At 63.0% G+C, this 17,554-nt stretch carries 16 protein-coding genes and 3 pseudogenes; 11 read left to right on the top strand and 8 right to left on the bottom strand.

Features of this window, described 5'->3' with window-relative positions:
* Window positions 1-12: 12 nt before the first annotated feature.
* The 3 genes from AC0L7P_RS06050 (at window position 13) to yddG (ending at window position 3,130) form a co-directional block, all read left to right on the top strand.
* A complete protein-coding gene (locus AC0L7P_RS06050; RefSeq protein WP_473434905.1) occupies window positions 13-852 on the top strand; it encodes an EAL domain-containing protein in 840 nt (279 codons plus the stop codon).
* 120 nt (window positions 853-972) lie between these two features.
* A complete protein-coding gene (locus tag AC0L7P_RS06045; RefSeq protein WP_473434904.1) occupies window positions 973-2,145 on the top strand; it encodes an acetyl-CoA C-acetyltransferase in 1,173 nt (390 codons plus the stop codon).
* 121 nt (window positions 2,146-2,266) lie between these two features.
* Entirely contained in the window at window positions 2,267-3,130 is an 864-nt protein-coding gene (gene yddG / locus AC0L7P_RS06040) for an aromatic amino acid exporter YddG (protein WP_473434903.1), read from the top strand.
* Here the strand turns inward: yddG and AC0L7P_RS06035 are convergent.
* The 3 genes from AC0L7P_RS06035 to AC0L7P_RS06025 all read right to left on the bottom strand — a co-directional run bounded on the left by AC0L7P_RS06035 (window position 3,127) and on the right by AC0L7P_RS06025 (window position 4,371).
* A complete protein-coding gene (locus AC0L7P_RS06035; RefSeq protein ID WP_473434902.1) occupies window positions 3,127-3,294 on the bottom strand; it encodes a YdcH family protein in 168 nt (55 codons plus the stop codon). The genes yddG and AC0L7P_RS06035 overlap by 4 nt on opposite strands.
* A gap of 104 nt (window positions 3,295-3,398) precedes the next feature.
* Window positions 3,399-4,178 carry a tRNA1(Val) (adenine(37)-N6)-methyltransferase gene (locus AC0L7P_RS06030; RefSeq protein ID WP_473434901.1) on the bottom strand — a complete coding sequence of 260 codons (780 nt, stop codon included), beginning with the start codon at window positions 4,176-4,178 and terminating at the stop codon, window positions 3,399-3,401.
* On the bottom strand, window positions 4,156-4,371 hold the full coding sequence (locus tag AC0L7P_RS06025; protein WP_473434900.1) for a putative signal transducing protein: 216 nt from the start codon (window positions 4,369-4,371) through the stop codon (window positions 4,156-4,158). The genes AC0L7P_RS06030 and AC0L7P_RS06025 overlap by 23 nt, the downstream gene beginning before the upstream one ends.
* Before the next feature lie 71 nt (window positions 4,372-4,442).
* Here AC0L7P_RS06025 and AC0L7P_RS06020 point away from each other — a divergent pair.
* Window positions 4,443-5,442 (top strand): annotated as a pseudogene (locus AC0L7P_RS06020) (polyprenyl synthetase family protein).
* Here the strand turns inward: AC0L7P_RS06020 and AC0L7P_RS06015 are convergent.
* The 3 genes and pseudogenes from AC0L7P_RS06015 to AC0L7P_RS06005 all read right to left on the bottom strand — a co-directional run bounded on the left by AC0L7P_RS06015 (window position 5,439) and on the right by AC0L7P_RS06005 (window position 9,745).
* The gene (locus AC0L7P_RS06015) at window positions 5,439-6,278 is read right to left on the bottom strand and encodes a 4-(cytidine 5'-diphospho)-2-C-methyl-D-erythritol kinase (RefSeq protein ID WP_473434899.1); all 840 of its coding nucleotides are present in this window, start codon (window positions 6,276-6,278) and stop codon (window positions 5,439-5,441) included. The pseudogene AC0L7P_RS06020 and the gene AC0L7P_RS06015 overlap by 4 nt on opposite strands.
* Window positions 6,268-7,983, bottom strand: coding sequence for a tetratricopeptide repeat protein (locus AC0L7P_RS06010; protein WP_473434898.1), 1,716 nt, complete (start codon window positions 7,981-7,983; stop codon window positions 6,268-6,270). The genes AC0L7P_RS06015 and AC0L7P_RS06010 overlap by 11 nt, the downstream gene beginning before the upstream one ends.
* 114 nt (window positions 7,984-8,097) lie before the next feature.
* Window positions 8,098-9,745, bottom strand: a pseudogene (locus tag AC0L7P_RS06005) (electron transfer flavoprotein-ubiquinone oxidoreductase).
* Between the two features lie 251 nt (window positions 9,746-9,996).
* On the opposite strand from AC0L7P_RS06005, the gene greA reads away from it, so the two are divergent.
* From greA to AC0L7P_RS05990, 3 genes are all read left to right on the top strand, one after another.
* Complete coding sequence (gene greA / locus AC0L7P_RS06000; RefSeq protein WP_473434897.1) at window positions 9,997-10,467, top strand: transcription elongation factor GreA; 471 nt, start codon at window positions 9,997-9,999, stop codon at window positions 10,465-10,467.
* Between the two features lie 105 nt (window positions 10,468-10,572).
* Window positions 10,573-11,520: a hypothetical protein gene (locus AC0L7P_RS05995; RefSeq protein WP_473434896.1), complete on the top strand. Its 948-nt coding sequence runs from the start codon at window positions 10,573-10,575 to the stop codon at window positions 11,518-11,520.
* A gap of 87 nt (window positions 11,521-11,607) precedes the next feature.
* Window positions 11,608-12,429, top strand: a complete 822-nt coding sequence (locus AC0L7P_RS05990) for a serine hydrolase domain-containing protein (protein WP_473434895.1) — start codon at window positions 11,608-11,610, stop codon at window positions 12,427-12,429.
* On the opposite strand, the gene AC0L7P_RS05985 is transcribed toward AC0L7P_RS05990, so the two are convergent.
* On the bottom strand, window positions 12,402-12,731 hold the full coding sequence (locus AC0L7P_RS05985; RefSeq protein WP_473434894.1) for an AzlD domain-containing protein: 330 nt from the start codon (window positions 12,729-12,731) through the stop codon (window positions 12,402-12,404). The two genes, AC0L7P_RS05990 and AC0L7P_RS05985, sit on opposite strands and share 28 nt — an antisense overlap.
* Window positions 12,728-13,435 carry an AzlC family ABC transporter permease gene (locus tag AC0L7P_RS05980; RefSeq protein WP_473434893.1) on the bottom strand — a complete coding sequence of 236 codons (708 nt, stop codon included), beginning with the start codon at window positions 13,433-13,435 and terminating at the stop codon, window positions 12,728-12,730. The genes AC0L7P_RS05985 and AC0L7P_RS05980 overlap by 4 nt, the downstream gene beginning before the upstream one ends.
* A 54-nt stretch (window positions 13,436-13,489) precedes the next feature.
* On the opposite strand from AC0L7P_RS05980, the pseudogene AC0L7P_RS05975 reads away from it, so the two are divergent.
* The 4 genes and pseudogenes from AC0L7P_RS05975 to AC0L7P_RS05960 all read left to right on the top strand — a co-directional run bounded on the left by AC0L7P_RS05975 (window position 13,490) and on the right by AC0L7P_RS05960 (window position 17,552).
* Window positions 13,490-14,370 (top strand): annotated as a pseudogene (locus AC0L7P_RS05975) (formate dehydrogenase accessory sulfurtransferase FdhD).
* A gap of 19 nt (window positions 14,371-14,389) precedes the next feature.
* Window positions 14,390-14,968, top strand: a complete 579-nt coding sequence (gene mobA / locus AC0L7P_RS05970) for a molybdenum cofactor guanylyltransferase MobA (RefSeq protein WP_473434892.1) — start codon at window positions 14,390-14,392, stop codon at window positions 14,966-14,968.
* On the top strand, window positions 14,965-15,459 hold the full coding sequence (gene mobB / locus AC0L7P_RS05965) for a molybdopterin-guanine dinucleotide biosynthesis protein B (protein ID WP_473434891.1): 495 nt from the start codon (window positions 14,965-14,967) through the stop codon (window positions 15,457-15,459). The genes mobA and mobB overlap by 4 nt, the downstream gene beginning before the upstream one ends.
* The gene (locus tag AC0L7P_RS05960) at window positions 15,456-17,552 is read left to right on the top strand and encodes a molybdopterin-binding protein (protein WP_473434890.1); all 2,097 of its coding nucleotides are present in this window, start codon (window positions 15,456-15,458) and stop codon (window positions 17,550-17,552) included. The genes mobB and AC0L7P_RS05960 overlap by 4 nt, the downstream gene beginning before the upstream one ends.
* Window positions 17,553-17,554: the final 2 nt, after the last annotated feature.

Raw genomic sequence — 17,554 nt, 5'->3', positions numbered from 1 at the left:
GGAGTTCCCGGAATGCAACCTGACTATCCACGAAGCATTGCAGATGCCAACACCGAAGCAAACAGTCCGCTGGCGTTTGCCGTCTCCGAACGCGACCGCGATGTCCTGAACACCGTCGAACGGGCGGTGGCCAACGGCGATGTCATGCTGGCCTTTCAACCTGTCGTTCCCGCAGGACGGCAGGACAGGCCGGCGTTCTATGAAGGGCTGATTCGCATTCTCGACAAGAATGGCCGCATCATCCCGGCGCAGGAATTTATCGGCACGGTCGAAACCCGCGAATTGGGCCGACAGATTGATTGTCTGGCCCTGCAAAAGGGGCTGGAAACCCTTGCTGCCCATCCACGCCTGCGGCTGGCCATAAACATGTCGGCCCGCTCCATCGGCTATGCCCGCTGGATGGCTGTGCTGACCTCTCGCTTGAACGAAGATCCCTCTCTTGGCGAACGCCTGATCCTGGAAATCACCGAAAGTTCGGCGATCCTGATGCCCGATATCGTGCAGGCCTTCATGTCTGACCTTCAATCGCGTGGAATCAGCTTTGCCATTGATGATTTCGGCGCCGGTTATACCTCACTGCGGTATCTCAAGGATCTTTACTTCGATATTCTCAAGATCGACGGCCAGTTCATTCGCGGCATTGCCCACAACCCCGACAATCAGGCATTGGTCAAGGCGCTGCTGTCGATCGGGCGACATTTCGACATGGTCACCGTGGCCGAATTCGTCGAATCCAACGAAGATGCCACCTATTTGGCCAAGATCGGGGTGGACTGTCTTCAGGGGTATTATTTCGGTGCGCCCACGATCCGCGCGCGCTGGGAACCCTGCGAAGAGGAAAAGCGCGCCTGAGGCCCGTTGTATATTGCCGGATGAGTGCCTAATCTTGCCCCGAACCAGCCTCTGGTCCGGGTGGATTTCCATCCGATGCCGTTCAGAGGCCCGCCGCAAGACTGAAAAGGGGCTTTTCTCATGACCAACGTTGTAATCGTATCGGCGGGGCGTACGCCCGTGGGGAGTTTTCTGGGCGCATTTGCCAACGTACCGGCCCATGACATGGGCGCTGCCGTGCTGGAAGGCATCGTCGCCCGCGCCGGAATCGACAAGGCCGAGGTCAGCGAAACGATTCTCGGGCAGGTTTTGACCGCCGGTCAGGGGCAAAACCCGGCCCGTCAGGCCCATATCAATGCAGGCCTTCCCATCGAATCGGCCGCCTGGGGCATCAACCAGGTGTGCGGTTCGGGCCTGCGCGCCGTGGCACTGGGCGCGCAGCACATCCAACTGGGCGACGCTGCCATCATCGCCGCAGGCGGTCAGGAAAACATGTCGATGTCCCCCCATGTGCAAAACCTGCGCGCGGGTCAGAAAATGGGCGATCTGCAACTGATCGATTCGATGATCCGCGACGGTCTGTGGGATGCCTTCAACGGCTATCACATGGGCCAGACGGCCGAAAATGTTGCCGAAAAATACCAGATTTCCCGCGACCAGCAGGATGAATTCGCCGTCGCGTCGCAAAACAAGGCCGAAGCGGCCCAAAAAGCGGGACGGTTCGCTGATGAAATTATCGCCTACACGGTCAAGGGCCGCAAAGGCGACACCGTGGTCGATCAGGACGAATACATCCGTCACGGCGCCACCATCGAAGCGATGCAAAAACTGCGCCCCGCCTTCGCCCGCGACGGCAGCGTGACTGCCGCCAACGCCAGCGGTCTGAACGACGGCGCCGCCGCTGTCCTTTTGATGACCGACAAAGAGGCCGAAAAACGTGGCCTCACCCCCCTTGGCCGGATCGCCAGCTATGCCACCGCCGGTCTCGATCCCGCGATCATGGGCGTTGGCCCGGTTCACGCCTCGAAAAAGGCGCTCGACAAGGCGGGGTGGTCGATCAACGATCTGGACCTGATCGAAGCAAACGAAGCCTTCGCCGCCCAAGCCTGCGCCGTGAACAAGGAAATGGGCTGGGATCCGGAAATCGTAAACGTGAACGGCGGTGCCATCGCCATCGGCCACCCCATCGGCGCCTCGGGGTGCCGGGTGCTGAACACGCTGCTGTTTGAAATGGTGCGGCGCGATTCCAAAAAGGGCATCGCAACCCTGTGCATCGGCGGCGGAATGGGCGTGGCGCTCTGCATCGAACGCTAAGGCCTGAAGAAATAGACCGCCTGCCCAACCCATCCCCGGGCAGGCGGTATCGCTGCATCCCTTTCCGGTTTCGGCGTTGCGCCAGTGTCGCAAGACCCCATAACTCCGTGAACCCGACCTTATGAACCGCAACCGCGCCACCATCATCGGGTTCGTCGCCGTTCTTCTGTGGGCGTTACTGGCCTTGCTGACTGTCGGGTCTGCCCCCGTACCGCCCTTGCAACTGAACGCCATCTGCTTTGCCATCGGTGGCCTGCTGGGGATGATCTGGGTGGGTGCAACGGGCACCTGGGCCACTTTGCGCATAGTTCCGCTGCGGGTCTATGCCATTGGCACATTGGGGCTTTTCGGCTATCATGCGCTGTACTTTTCAGCCCTGCGCATGGCTCCAGCGGCCGAAGCCGGGTTGATCGCCTATCTCTGGCCTTTGCTGATCGTTTTGCTTTCCGGGCTGTTACCGGGGGAACACTTGCGGCGCGGGCATGTGGTTGGCGCCTGTTTTGGCTTTGCAGGTGCGGCGCTGATCGTTGCGCGCGGCGCCACGTTCGATGCCCAATCCCTGCCCGGTTACGGCCTTGCCCTGCTGTGCGCGCTGTTCTGGAGCGGATATTCGGTGCTGTCGCGCCGGTTGGGCCATATTCCCACAGCAAGCGTCGCAGTGTTCTGCGCGGCCACCGCCATTCTGTCGACACTGGCCCATCTGATGTTTGAAACCACCGCCTGGCCCGAAAACGCGACCGGCTGGATATCAACACTCCTGCTTGGGGTGGGGCCGGTGGGGTTGGCGTTTTATGTTTGGGATATTGGCGTAAAAAGAGGCGACATCCAGCTTCTTGGCGTCGCCTCATATGCAGCGCCGGTTTTGTCGACGCTGGCCCTGGTGGGGGCCGGAATCGCACCTGCGACATGGCCCCTGTTGCTGGCCGCCGCCCTTATTGCGGGCGGCGCGGCGCTGGCGGCACGGGCCAGTGCGCGGGGCGGTTAGACGCTCCCCAAACGCTCGATCTGTTGCTTGATCTGAAGTTTCTGCTTTTTCAGTGATTGAATATGGAGATCGTCTGTCGCAGGGCTACGCTGTGCGGTCTCGACCCTCTCCGAGAGGGCTTGGTGCTTTTTACGAAGCTCCTGAACGTGCGAACTCATTGACATGGTCGTCCTCCTCTCTGGGTTGCAATACAGAGAGTGCAGCATAATTTCATCCATCTGTCACGCCCCCGTCACAGAAAACCGACCTTTTTACTGGACAATTTGCGTCAACTAAGCGGCATACCGCCGCGCAGCACCCCCGAGATCAGCGGTGTATAGCTTTCCGAATCAGTCTCGTGGCGTGGTCCTTGATGCAATATCAACGGGTTACACAGCCTTAGGGGGGATCTGCCTGCTTTTGTGGCAGTGAGCAGCACAAGTTGCGCAGGTTGATCGGTCCGCGCCTGAATTGGGCGCACCACCAGCCGCCCCAGCCGGTCATCGCAGGCCGCAAGAAGATCGCGCAACCGATCAGCGCGTTGAATCACGCTCAGGGTGCCACGTGGACGCAACCGGCGCGTGGCGGCATCAATCCACCCGGCCAGAGGGGCACCTTCGGCATGGGCGGTTTCGCGCCCGGGATCATGCGAGGCAGTGCGCGCCGGGGCATGATAATAGGGCGGATTGGCGATGACATGATCAAAGTTCTGTTGGCGCAGCTCCCGTGGCATCGCCGTCAGATCACCCGTGTGCACCGTCATTTCCATACCGTTGGCCACGGCGTTGCGCCGGGCCAGGGCGGCATAATCCTCTTGCAGCTCGATCCCCGAAAGCGTCAGCCCCGGCACCCGCCGCCCCAGACAAAGACCGGCCACCCCAACGCCACAGCCAAGCTCCAGCACCGTCTGTCCGGCGGTTGCGGGCACTGAGGCGGCCAGAAGAACGGCATCGATTCCCGCGCGATACCCCCGCGCCGGTTGCAGAATGTTCAGCCGCCCCCCCAGAAAGGCATCTTGCGTGATGTCCTGCGCAGGTGGCGGGCTGTCAGGCCCCGAGGTCGATGTCATTGTCTTTTAAAACCGCGCGGGCGCGGAACAGATCCCGCTCGTGAACCATAAGGCGCCGGGGCAGAACCCCAAGCGACCCTTCAAGGACGCTCATATGGACGTCCAACTCAAAGCAATCTATATCCTCGCCTGAAAGAAGCGCGGTTGCAAAGGCAACAATGGTCGGGTCGCTGGTGCGGATCAGTTCCTTCATATGCGTGACTTAAGGGCAGACCGCCCGGTTTGTCGAGACACCTGAGACCTTATGTGATGGAGCCAACCGCGATGAGCCTGGACCACGCCGAAGTGAAGCCCCACGAGAGGCTCGCCACCATTCTTGCGCCCGAACTGGCCGAGGTGAACACCCTGATTCGGGCGCGCATGGCCAGCGAACATGCCCCGCGCATCCCCGAGGTAACCGCCCATCTGATCGAGGCGGGCGGCAAACGGATCAGGCCGATGCTGACCCTCGCCGCCGCGCGGCTGTGTGGCTATGACGGGCCGCATCACATTCATCTGGCGGCCACAGTCGAATTCATCCACACGGCCACATTGCTTCATGATGATGTTGTTGACGAATCGGGTCAGCGGCGCGGGCGCCCCACGGCCAACCTGTTGTGGGACAACAAATCTTCGGTTCTGGTCGGGGATTATCTGTTCGCGCGCTCGTTTCAGTTGATGGTCGAAACCGGGCTCGCTCCGCGTTCTTGATATTTTGGCCAATGCCAGTGCCACCATTGCCGAAGGCGAAGTGTTGCAACTGACTGCGGCACAGGATCTGGCAACGCTTGAGGATACCTATCTTAAAATCGTGCGCGGCAAGACGGCGGCGCTGTTCTCCGCGGCAACGCAAGTGGGCGGGGTGATTGCCGGTGCCGAGGAAGACATCGTGCAGGCGCTGCACACCTATGGCGATGCCCTTGGCGTGTCGTTTCAGATGGTCGATGATCTGCTGGACTGGACCGGCGGCGACGGGATCGGCAAAAATATCGGTGATGATTTCCGTGAACGCAAGCTGACCCTGCCGGTGATCCGCGCGGTGGCGGCCGCCGACAGTGGCGAATGGGCGTTCTGGGTGCGCACCATCGGCAAGGGCCGTCAGGAAGACGGTGATCTGGCACGCGCGCTGGGATTGCTGGAACATCACGGCACCCTGACCAGTACCCGCCAGACGGCGCTGGATTGGGCGGAAACCGCCAAGGATGCGCTGGCCCCCCTGCCCGCCTGTGATTTGCGCGACATGCTGCGCGATCTGGCCGATTACGTGGTGGCGCGCATTACCTAAAGTGTTGGCGCGCCCAGTTGCGCCGCTGCGATCCACAGGCCTGCCTTTGCATCGCGCAATGCCGATTCGGCGCGACAGGCCGCGCCTTCGTCGGCAAACAGGCCAAAACAGGTTGCCCCCGATCCCGACATCCGCGCCAGAAGGCACCCTTCGGTCTGGCGCAGTTGCGCCAAAGTCTGCGCGATTTCAGGCAGGATAAGACAGGCGGCCGGTTCAAGATCGTTGCGCTGCGCCGCCAGCCAATCGGCAAGTGTGGGAGCATCAGACCACAGGGGCGGCAGTGTCGCCATCGCCGGATTGTCACGCCGCCGCATGGTCCGAAAAACCGCTGGCGTCGGAACCCCCAACCCCGGATTGATCATCACCGCCCAAACCGGCGGCACCTCCGGCACATCGTTCAAGGTTTCACCGATCCCCGACATGCGGCAGGGTCTGGCGCGCAGGCAGACCGGCAGATCGGCGCCCAGCCGCTCCAGATTGCCGGGGATGGCCCGCCCGTCCAATCGCTGCAACGCCCGCAAACAGGCGGCAGCATCAGAGGAACCGCCGCCAATACCCGACGCAACAGGCAGATGTTTGTCCAGCGTGATTGCACAAGGTGCCCCCCTGCCAACCGCGCCGCGCGCAGCACAAGATTGGTTTCGTCGCGCGGAACATAACGCGCGGCGGGGCCGGTCACGGCAAGCGACCAATCCGGCGCAGATGTCACCGTTACCCGATCGCCCACATCGGCAAAGACAACCAGCGAGATCCAGCAGGTGAAACCCGTCGGCGCGCTGGCCGGTCACATGCAGGGTCAGGTTGATCTTGGCCGGGGCGAACGCCTCAGCCCTCATTGGCCACCGTCAGGGGCGGCGCGCCCTCTTCCTTCAGGACGGCATCCAGCCCGATGTCCAGCTTCCGGCGCATCCTGTCGGGGTCGGCCTCGCCATCCACCTCGTCGGGATCAACGAACGACAGCGCGCGTTTCCATTGAAAGCGCGCCTCAAGCGTGCGGCCAACGGCCCAGTACACATCGCCCAGATGGTCATTTATCACCGGATCGACCGGCATCAGTTCGACCGCCTTTTCCATGGGCGCGACCGCTTCGTCATAGCGCCCCAACCGATAGAACACCCAGCCCAGACTGTCGGTGATATAGCCGCTGTCGGGCCGCGCCGCGACGGCGCGTTCGATCATGTCCAGCGCCTCGTCCAGGTTTTCGTGCTGCTCTACATAGGAATACCCAAGATAATTCAACACCTGCGGCTGGCCCGGGCTGAGTTTCAGGGCCAAGCGCAGATCGGCTTCGGCCTGCTGCCAGCGGTCGGTTTTTTCATAGGTGATGGCCCGGGCGAAATAAATCGGCCACTGTCCCGCGACCGGTTCCTTGAACATCGAAACCGCGCTGTCATAGGCATTCGAGGCCTCCCTGAACCGGCCCAATTCGCGCAGGGTGTCGCCCAATGTCACATAGACCAACGGCAGATCGGGGCGGGATTTGGCCAACTGCTCCAGCGCCTCGATCGCGGCATCGGTGCGCCCCGATTTGCGCAACACCGCCGCCCGGCCCAGTTGCGCCGCATCCGACGCCGCATTGTCGCGCGGCACCTTGGCATAACTTTCAATGGCAAGGTCATAGCGGCCCATCCCTTCCAGCAGGCTGGCCACCAACAGCGTTGCCTCGATGTGGCCGGGGCGCAGATATTCGGCCATCCGCGCATACAGCAGGGTATAGCCCTGGTTCGCCTCGCCGCTCAGGGCATTGGCGATCGAAAAATACACCTCGCCCACACCGGCCACGGCATTCGGCGCAATGTCGAACGGCAGGGTGTCACCGGACTTCAGCGCGTCGATCATCTGTTGCAATGCCATATCCACGTCATCGCCGAACACGTCGTGCAGGGCCTTGATGGCATCGTCCTGACGGCCAAGGTGCGACAGGATTTCAGCCCGCGCAATCAACCCCCGCCGGGTCAGGCGCAGCCCGCCATCCCTTGGGTCGGACAGAACCTTGTCGGCGGCGGCAAATTCACCCGCCGAGGCAAGGGCCAGCGCCTTGTGATACTGACCAAAGGCGCGCACGCCTTTGGTTTTGCTCACCTCATCGAACTGCACCAGCGCACCGTCCAGATCACCCGACCCGACCAGCGCCCAGGCCTTGAGCAGCCCGTCAAACAGCGGACCCACGCTTTGCCCGGCGTCAAGATCGGCCAGCACGTCTTCCCATTCTTCCTGTTTGACCGCGTCGCCCAAAGTAACAAGAGCGGCGATCTGGCTATCGCTGCCCTTGCTGATCATCTGCCGTGCCACCGTCACCGCACGTTTGACATCGCCCATTCCAACATAGGCGGTATTGGCATATTCCAGCAGGTTCAGATTGCTTGTATCCTGCATCATCGCGCGGGTGAAATACTGCGCCGACGCCGCAAAATCGAACTCTGTCGCGGCATGACGCCCCGCCAGATAGGCACCGGCATTCACCCCGGCCATGGCCGGAACAGCCCCAAGACCAAGCGATGCGGCAAGAGCGAAACGTCGCAGCGATTTCTTTACGGGCATAGGGCAACCTTCTGAACACCCCGGGCAGGATTGGCCCGGTTCACCGGAATCTAGTGCGTCACCCCGCCCCTGTCCATGGACGGCGGCGCAATGGGGCCGCTCATGACAAAGGTTTTACATGTTCGGATAATTCGGCCCGTCGCCCCCCTGCGGCACGGTCCAGGTGATGTTCTGGGCCGGGTCTTTGATATCGCAGGTTTTACAATGCACGCAGTTCTGGAAATTGATGACAAAGCGGGCGGGCTTTCCCTCTTCCTGCACGAATTCATACACCCCCGCCGGACAATACCGCGCCGAGGGGCCGGCATAATCAGGCAGGTTGCGATCAACGGGGATTGCCGGATCGGTGAGTTTCAGATGCGCGGGCTGGTTTTCCTCGTGGTTGGTCATGGAGAAACTGACATTGGTCAGCCGGTCGAACGACAGTTTTCCGTCAGGTTTGGGATAGGGGATCGGCGCATACCCGAATTTCTTGCGCGTCGCCTCGGCGTCGGATTTCCCGTGTTTCAAGGTGCCCAGCAAGGACAGGCCGAACAGATTGTTCGTCCACATATCAAAGCCCCCCACGGCCAGCGACGCCACCAGGCCGAATTTCGACCACAGGGGTTTTACGTTGCGCACCCGGTGCAAATCCTTGCCCACCGGCCCTTTTTTCAGGTCACGATCGTAGCCGTCCAGCACATCACCCGACCGCCCGGCACCAATCGCCTCGAACGCCTGTTCTGCCGCCAGTTTGCCCGACAGCATCGCGTTATGGTTGCCCTTGATTCGCGGCACATTGACCAAACCGGCCGAACAGCCCAACAGCGCCCCCCGGAAAGGCCGTTTTCGGGATCGACTGATAGCCACCCTCATTGATCGCCCGCGCGCCATAAGCCACGCGTTTGCCGCCTTTCAACAGGTCGGCCACCAGGGGGTGATGCTTGAACCGCTGGAATTCCATGTAGGGGTAAAGATAGGGGTTTTCATAGTTCAGATGCACCACAAACCCAACATAAACCTGATTGTTATCAAGGTGATAAATGAACGACCCACCGCCGGCATTGCCCCCCAGCGGCCAGCCCATGGTGTGGGTCACGGTGCCTTCCCGGTGCTTGGCGGGGTCAATTTCCCAGATCTCTTTCATGCCAAGGCCGTATTTCTGCACATCGCTGTCACGGGCCAGATCGTATTTCGCGATCACCTGCTTTGACAGCGATCCGCGGACGCCTTCGCTCAGGAAAACGTATTTACCGTGCAGCTCCATCCCCGGCTCATAGGACGGCCCTTCACTGCCATCGGGTGCGCGGCCAAATTCACCGGCGACCACGCCCTTGACCTCGCCCTTGTCACCGAACACCAGTTCGGAACAGGCCATGCCCGGGAAAATCTCAACCCCCAGCCCCTCGGCCACCTCGGCCATCCAGCGGCACACATTGCCCATGGACACGATGTAATTGCCGTGGTTGCTCATCAGTGGTGGCATGACAAAGTTGGGAACGCGGATTTTGCCCGCCTCGCCCAGCATGTAAAAATTGTCATGCTTCACCGGCACGGTAATCGGTGCGCCCATGTCGCGCCAGTCGGGCAACAGCGCATCCAGCCCCGCAGGATCAAGAACCGCGCCCGACAGAATATGCGCGCCCACCTCCGACCCTTTTTCCAGAACGACGACATTCACGTCTGCATCAAGCTGTTTCAGCCGGATCGCCGCCGACAGCCCCGCAGGCCCCGCGCCCACGATGACAACATCATATTCCATCGACTCGCGTTCATGCGCCATGCCTTGCCCTCTCCCAAAATCAGCGGCGCTGTTTCAGGCCGCCTTGCAGGGATAGACAATGGCGCACCGCCCGGTCAATCGGAACCCGGCGTTCAATAAATACCGGCATCACGTCATCCCGCCGCCCATTGCATCGCGATTTTGGGCAAAACTAAGCCAACGGTCTGGCACCCGCCTATTGACTTTGCACCCCGGCCTTGGATTAACAGCGGGGTATTGCCGTGCCCTTATGATTGAGACTGACCTGACCCATGGAAAAGATTCCTCTGACCAAAGACGGCCAGACCGCGCTGAACACCGAGCTGAAGACGCTGAAAAGCGTGGAACGTCCGGCCATCATCCGCGCCATCGCCGAGGCCCGCGAACATGGCGATCTTTCGGAAAATGCCGAATATCATTCCGCCAAGGAAAAGCAGAGCTTTATCGAAGGCCGGATCAAAGAGATCGAAGGCATCCTGTCGCTGGCCGATGTGATCGACACCGCCAAAATGTCGGGCAGCATCAAATTCGGCGCCCATGTCACGCTGGTGGACGAAGACACCGACGAGGAAAAGACCTATCAGATCGTTGGTGAACCCGAGGCAAAGCTGGAAGCCGGCAAGCTGAACATCAAATCGCCCCTTGCCCGCGCCCTGATCGGCAAGGACGAAGGCGACAGCGTTGAGGTTCGCACACCCGGCGGCGAGAAAAGCTATGAAGTCTTGAAAATCGTTTACAGGTGACCGGACCGGGGCCAGCATCAGGCCGGAAAGGGACAACCATGGCCGAGACAAACAAAGACAGCGCCGTGGATCTGGGCATCTATACCCGGCCCGCGCCACCCCCCGATGAGTGACGGCGACAAACTGGCGCTGGCGCTGGCGTTGTTGTGGCTGATCGGATCGGGGCTGTTCTTTCTGATGTTCGGGCGCGGCGACGGCGCCGTGGGGTTTGATCCGCTGCGGTTGGTCATCACCATGATGGCGGTGTTTCTGCCTGTGGCGCTGATCTGGGTCGGGGCGTCGGCGGCGCGCAGTGCGCGGGTCATGCGCGATGAATCCGCCCGCCTGCATCTGGCCATCGACGGCATCCGCCAAATCTATCTTTCGTCGCAGAAAACCTCGGCCACCGGCGCCTCGCCCGAGGTCACGCGCAAGCTCAGCGAAATTGCCGAAGCGCAGAAAAAGACCGAAACCGCGCTGGCCACCTTCATTTCGATCCGCCCCCATACCCCCCATGGGGCGCCGCTGACGCCCGCCGCTGCCGCCCAGCGTGACGAACAGCCGAGCCTGGCCCTTGGCACCCCCGCCGAGGCGATCTCGCCACCACTGGACAGCGAAGATTTCATTTCAGCCCTGCAATTCCCCGAAAGCCCGGAAGACAAGGAAGGGTTCCGCGCCCTGCGCCGCGCCCTTCAGGATCGCCGTGCCGCGCAGTTGATTCAGGCCGCGCAGGATGTGCTGACCCTGTTGTCGCAGGATGGCATTTACATGGATGACCTGCGCCCCGACCGGTCGCGCCCCGATATATGGCGCAAGTTTGCCAAGGGCGAACGGGGCCGCCCGGTGGCCAGCCTCGGCGGCATCCGTGATCGTTCCTCCCTTGCGCTTTCGGCGGCGCGGATGCGCAACGACACGATTTTCCGCGATGCCTGTCACCATTTCCTGCGCAAGTTCGATCACATCTTCGCCGAATTCGAACAAAGCGCCAGCGACGCGGAAATCGCCGCGCTGACCGACACCCGCACCGCCCGCGCCTTCATGCTGCTGGGCCGGGTCACCGGCACGTTTGACTGACACTGTGGCGGCCCCCATGGCCGCGACCCATCTGATCACCGATGCAGGCAAAGCCCACCCACACGGGGCGGTCGAAGCGGTCTTTCCGTGGTGGAGTTTCACAAAACCGCTCTGGCGCTTTGCGCCCTGCGCCTTGTGGCGGAACGCCGGTTGGCGCTGGACATGGCCCTGCCGGGGCAGGTGTTCACCCTGCGCCAAGCGTTGCAACACCGCGCCGGATTGCCCGATTATGGCATGGTCCCGGCCTATCGCGCGGCCGTGGCGCAGGGTGGCCCGGCGTGGCCCCCTGAACAAATGATCGAAGCGGCCCGCGCGGTGCGGGGCGATCTGCCACCGGGCGGCGCGTTCGCCTATTCCAACATTGGATATTGGTTCGTCCTGCGCGCCATCGAAGCGGCCGCCGATGCCCCGATTGATACGGTGATCCATGATCAGATCACCCGCCCTCTGGATCTTGGCACGCTCTGTCTTGCCCAAACACCAGCCGACATGGCACAGCAATTCTGGCCCGCCGGTCGCACCTATGACCCCGGATGGGTGTTGCACGGGCTGCTGCTTGGTTCGGCGCGGGATGCGGCCCGGCTGCTTCATGCCCTGATCACAGGGCGTCTTTTACCGCCTGACCTGCACGCCCAGATGATGGCAAGCCTGCCCATCGGCGGTCCGTTGGCCGGGCGCATCTGGGCCACTCATGGTTATGGGCTGGGCCTGATGGCGGGAACCTTGGCCAATGGTGGGCGCGCCATGGGCCACAGCGGCGCCGGACCGTTCAGCGTCAACGCCTGCTATCACTTTCCCGACGCACCAACACCCTGCACCGTGGTCTGTTTCAGCAATGACCGATGCGAAGCCGCCCCCGAACGCAGTGCCATGGCGCAGGCTTATCCCAGCGCGAACAACAGGGTGTAAAGCGTGACCGCACCGCCCAGCATGGCCCAGATCGTGCTGCGCGTGGCCAAACCCACCCCAAGGGCAACAAGGGCCGCGCCCAACCGTGCGGGGTCAGGCACACCGCCCGTGGCGGCGGGCCACAGCACCAGCGGCGCCACCATCCCGGGCAGAACCGCCACCGGGGTATAGCGAAGCAGTTTCAGCACGATAGGCGGCATAGGACGTTCGCCAATCAGGCCCAGAAACGAAAACCGGATCAGATAGGTGCCAACGCCCAACAGGGCGATCACGGTCCAGATTTCAAGGGTCGAATATGTCATTTCCGTCGCTCCATCATCGTTTCGATCAGCGCCCCGACGATCATGGCACAGCCCGCCGCCACCAACAGGCCCAGCCCCGATGGCATCCAGGCCAGCGCCAGCGCCACCACCACCGATGTCAGCGCCGCCGCCACATGGGCCAGCGATTTCAGCGAGGGGGCAATCATGGCGATAAAGGCAATGGGCAGTGCGAAATCCAACGCAAAGGCCGGGGGGATCGACGCGCCCACCAAAACCCCGACCACGCCCAGCGCATACCATGTGGGGAAAATCGGCAAACAGATGCCACAGAAATAGGCCATCTTGGCCTGCCATGTCATTTCAGGGCGGCGCTCATATTCCACCATCGCCGAGGCAAACGATTGATCCACGTTCATATATGACACCAGCGCCCGCTGCCACAGGGGGGCTGCGCCAAGATGCGGCACCAATGTCGCCGAATACATCGCCATGCGCAGGTTCACCGCCAGCGCCGTTGTGACAACGATGATCAACGGCGCATTTTCCTGCATCAGCGACACGGCGGTAAACTGTGCCGCGCCGGCAATGACCAGCACGTTGAACCCCGTGGTCTGCGCCAGGGTCAGCCCCGCCTCGGTGGCCACCACGCCGAACAGCAAGGCAAAGGGCGCCAGCACCAGAATGAACGGTGTGCCATCGCGCGCGCCGCGCCAGAAATCGGATTTCGTGGTAGAGTCTGCCATGGGAACGTCCTAGGTTGAGCGCGCTTTCATACGCATCCCGCGCCCGAGGTTCAAATGCCAATTCCCGACGCCGACGCGCCCTATGTCATCGCCCCCGACCCGAAACGCCCGGGCCTGACCCGCCGGGTTCAGGGGGTCGATCACACCGGCGCCACTGGCCCGATCACGGTGATCGAAGAACGCCCCCTGACGATTTACCTCAACGGCGCCGAGATCGTGACGGCCATGACCATCGGCGATTACCCCGAATATCTGGCGCTGGGATTTTTGCGCAATCAGGGAATGCTGCGCGCGGGCGAGGTGATCCGGGGTGTCGATTACGACGATGATCTTCAGGTTGTCGTGGTGCGCACCGATGGCACCACCAGTTTCGAGGAAAAGCTGAAAAAGAAAACCCGCACCAGCGGTTGCGCTGTTGGCACGGTTTTTGGCGACATGATGGAAGGGCTGGAGGGCCTGACCCTGCCCGCCGCCGAGGTGCGCACGTCGTGGCTCTATGCCCTGGCCGACCGGATCAACCGCACCCCGTCACTGTATCTTGAATCGGGCGCGATCCATGGCACCGTGCTGTGTCAGGGCGCCCGCCCCTTGGTTTATATGGAGGACGTGGGCCGCCACAATGCAGTGGACAAGATCGCCGGTTGGATGCTGTCCGAAAACGCCCCGGCCCATGACAAGATCCTTTACACCACCGGGCGGCTGACCTCGGAAATGGTGATAAAAACCGCGCTCATGGGTATTCCCGTTCTGGCGTCGCGGTCGGGATTTACCGCATGGGGGTGGAAATTGCCAATCAGGTCGGCCTCACCCTGATCGGGCGGATGCGTGGGCGGCGGTTTACCTGCCTTGCGGGGGCCGAACGCCTGATCCGTGACGCCGATCTGTCGGCGGTGGCGGATGAGCCGCGCCGCGCTGCGCGCAAGGGCGCTGAATGAGCAAGGCAAAGGAAACCCCATGAAACAACCCCTTGGCGTGATTCTGGCGGGTGGTCAGGCCCGGCGCATGGGCGGTGGCGACAAGGGCCTTTTGCCCCTTGGTCAAGGCACGATCCTGTCCCATGTGATTGACCGGCTTGAGCCACAGGTTGCCGCGCTGGCCCTGAATGCCAACGGCGATCCGGCGCGCTTTGCGCCCATGGGCCTGCCGGTGATTTCCGACACGATTGATGGGTTCGCCGGGCCGCTGGCCGGGGTGCTGGCGGGGCTGGATTGGGCCGCCGCGCAGGGGGGCGATCACATCGTCACCGCCGCCGCCGATACGCCGTTCTTTCCCTGCGATCTGGTGCCGCGCCTGATTCTGGCCGGGCGGGGCATCGTGTTGGCCGCCACACCCGATGGCGCGCACCCCACGTTTGGCCTCTGGCCCGTGGCCCTGCGCGATGATCTGCGCGCCGCCCTGTCGGGGGGCCTGCGCAAGGTGGTGCAATGGACCGATGCCCACGGCGCCGCCACCGCCCTGTTTGATGGTGCGGGTGATCCGTTCTTCAACGTCAACACCCCCGAGGATCTGGCAAAGGCCGAGGCGATGCTATGAAGCTTTATGGCGTGACCGGCTGGAAGAACGCCGGGAAAACCGGGTTGATGGAACGTCTGGTCAGTGAATTCACTGCCCGGGGGCTGCGGGTGTCGACCCTGAAACACGCCCATCACAGCTTTGACGTGGATCACCCGGGCAAAGACAGCCGCCGCCACCGCGAGGCGGGCGCCCATCAGGTGTTCTTGTCCTCGGCCACCCGCTGGGCCTTGATGACGGAATTGCGCGGCGCACCCGAACCCGCGCTGCACGACTTGTTGCAACGGCTCGATCCCGTCGATCTGGTGCTGGTCGAGGGCTGGAAACGCGACAGCCACCCCAAGATCGAGGCATGGCGCAGTGAAACCCGTCATCCATTGATTGCCCCCGGTGATCCGACCATCCGCGCCGTGGCCAGCGACGCCCCCGTCGATCTGCCCGACCGGGCGCAATTTCACCTGAACGACACCACCGCCATTGCCGATTTCATCACGCAAGAGCTGGACCTGTGACAGGGTTTGACACCATCGCCATCGTCGATTGGTCGGCGGGCAACGATACCGGCGCCGCGCCGCGCAAAGATGCGATCTGGGCCGGGGTGGTGCGCGGCGGCATCGCAGCGCCCCCCGTTTATCTGCGCAACCGGGCGCTGGCCGACTCCTGGCTGGCGGCATTGGCACAGGGTGAAATCGCCGCCGGGCGGCGGCTTTTGCTCGGGTTCGATTTTCCGTTTGGCTATCCCGATGGCTTTGGCCATCACGTCTGCGGCAGCGATGATCCCCTTGCCCTGTGGGATTGGGTCGCCGCCAACCTGCACGACACGCCCAAGGGCAACGACCGTTTCGCACTGGCCGGGCGGATCAACGCCACATTCCCCGGCACCGGCCCGTTCTGGTTCAACGGCACAAAGACGGACGTGCCACATCTGCCCCGCAAAGACACCCGCACAGGCCATGGCATGGCCGAACGGCGCGCCGCCGACCGGGCCGCAACGGGCGCGTTCACCTGTTGGCAAATGGGCGGCGCGGGGGCCGTGGGCGGGCAGGTGATGACCGGCATGGCCACCCTGTCGCGCCTGCGCGCCACCCTGGGCGATGATGTTGCCGTATGGCCGTTTCAACCGCGAACCGCCCCTGTCGTGCTGGCCGAAGTCTGGCCGTCGCTGATTGCCGGTGTCGTGCGCGACCGCCAGCACCGGGATGAAATCCGCGATGCCGCACAGGTGCGCATTCTGGCCGAAGCCCTGTGGCAGGCTCAGAGCGATGGCGCGCTGCCCGCCATGCTGGACGATGTGCCACAGGCGGCGCGGGCGGGCGAAGGCTGGATTCTCGGGCTTGGCCACGAAACCGCGCTCACCGGGCCGACCCTGCGCAATGATTGTTTTGCCCTGCCCCCCGGCGTGACATGGACACCGGTGGACGATGCGCTGGCCCTGCTGCGCGACCGGCTGCGCCCTGTGGTGCGCCCCGAAACCCTGCCTGTTGGCGATGCGGATGGGCGTATCCTCGCCCGCGATCACGTAGCGGCGCGGGCAAACCCGCCGGGGGCGAATTCTGCCATTGATGGCTATGGGTTTGCCCATGGCACCCTCACCCCCGGCGCCCAGTGCCTGCCGCTGGCCACAGGCCGCGCGGCCGCCGGGGCGCCGTTCACCCAAAGTGTGCCGCCCGGCCATGCCCTGCGCATTCTGACCGGCGCTTTGGTGCCTCTGGGGGTTGATACCGTGGTCTTGCAGGAAGATTGCACGCTCACCGATGGCCACGTCAGCTTTGCTGCTTTGCCCAAACCCGGCGCCAACACCCGCAAGGCCGGCGAAGACGTGGTTGCAGGCGCACCCGCCCTGCCCGCCGCGCACCGGCTGCGCCCGCCCGATCTGGCGCTGCTGTCCGCCGTCGGCCTGCCCCAGGTTGATGTTTTCGCGCAATTGCGCGTTGGCGTTCTGTCCACCGGTGACGAATTGGTCGCACCGGGCAACAGTACCGATCCCGCCTGCACCTATGACGCCAACCGCCCGATGCTGTTGGCGCTGGCGGCCCGCTGGGGGCATCTGCCGGTGGACCTTGGCCATGTGGGCGATGACCGCGCCGCCCTGCGCGCCCGGTTTGACCGCGCCCGTGAACAGGCCGATGTGGTGCTGACCTCGGGTGGTGCTTCGGCGGGGGAAGAGGATCACGTCTCGGCCCTGCTGGCCGAAGCGGGCGCCATGCAGGCCTGGCGCATCGCGCTGAAACCGGGCCGACCGCTGGCCCTTGGGCTGTGGGGCGGGATGCCGGTGTTCGGGCTGCCGGGCAATCCGGTGGCGGCGCTGGTCTGTGCGCTGATCTTTGCGCGCCCGGCCCTGTCGCGTCTGGCGGGGGGCGATTGGACGGCGCCCATTGGGTTTGACGTGCCCGCCGCCTTTGCCAAGCGCAAAAAGGCCGGACGCCGGGAATACCTGCGCGCCCGCATCCGCAATGGTGCCGCCGAACCTTTCGCCTCGGAAGGGTCGGGGCGGATTTCGGGCCTCAGCTGGGCCGAGGGGCTGATCGAACTGCCCGAACCCGCGCAAGACATCACGCCGGGCGATCCCGTGCGTTTTTTGCCCTATGGTGGTTTCGGATTCTGAAC

It is taken from the genome of Oceaniglobus sp. K40-3 (assembly GCF_055808395.1).
Note: the sequence above shows the minus strand (reverse complement) of the source record. Positions and strands in the feature narration are given on the sequence as shown.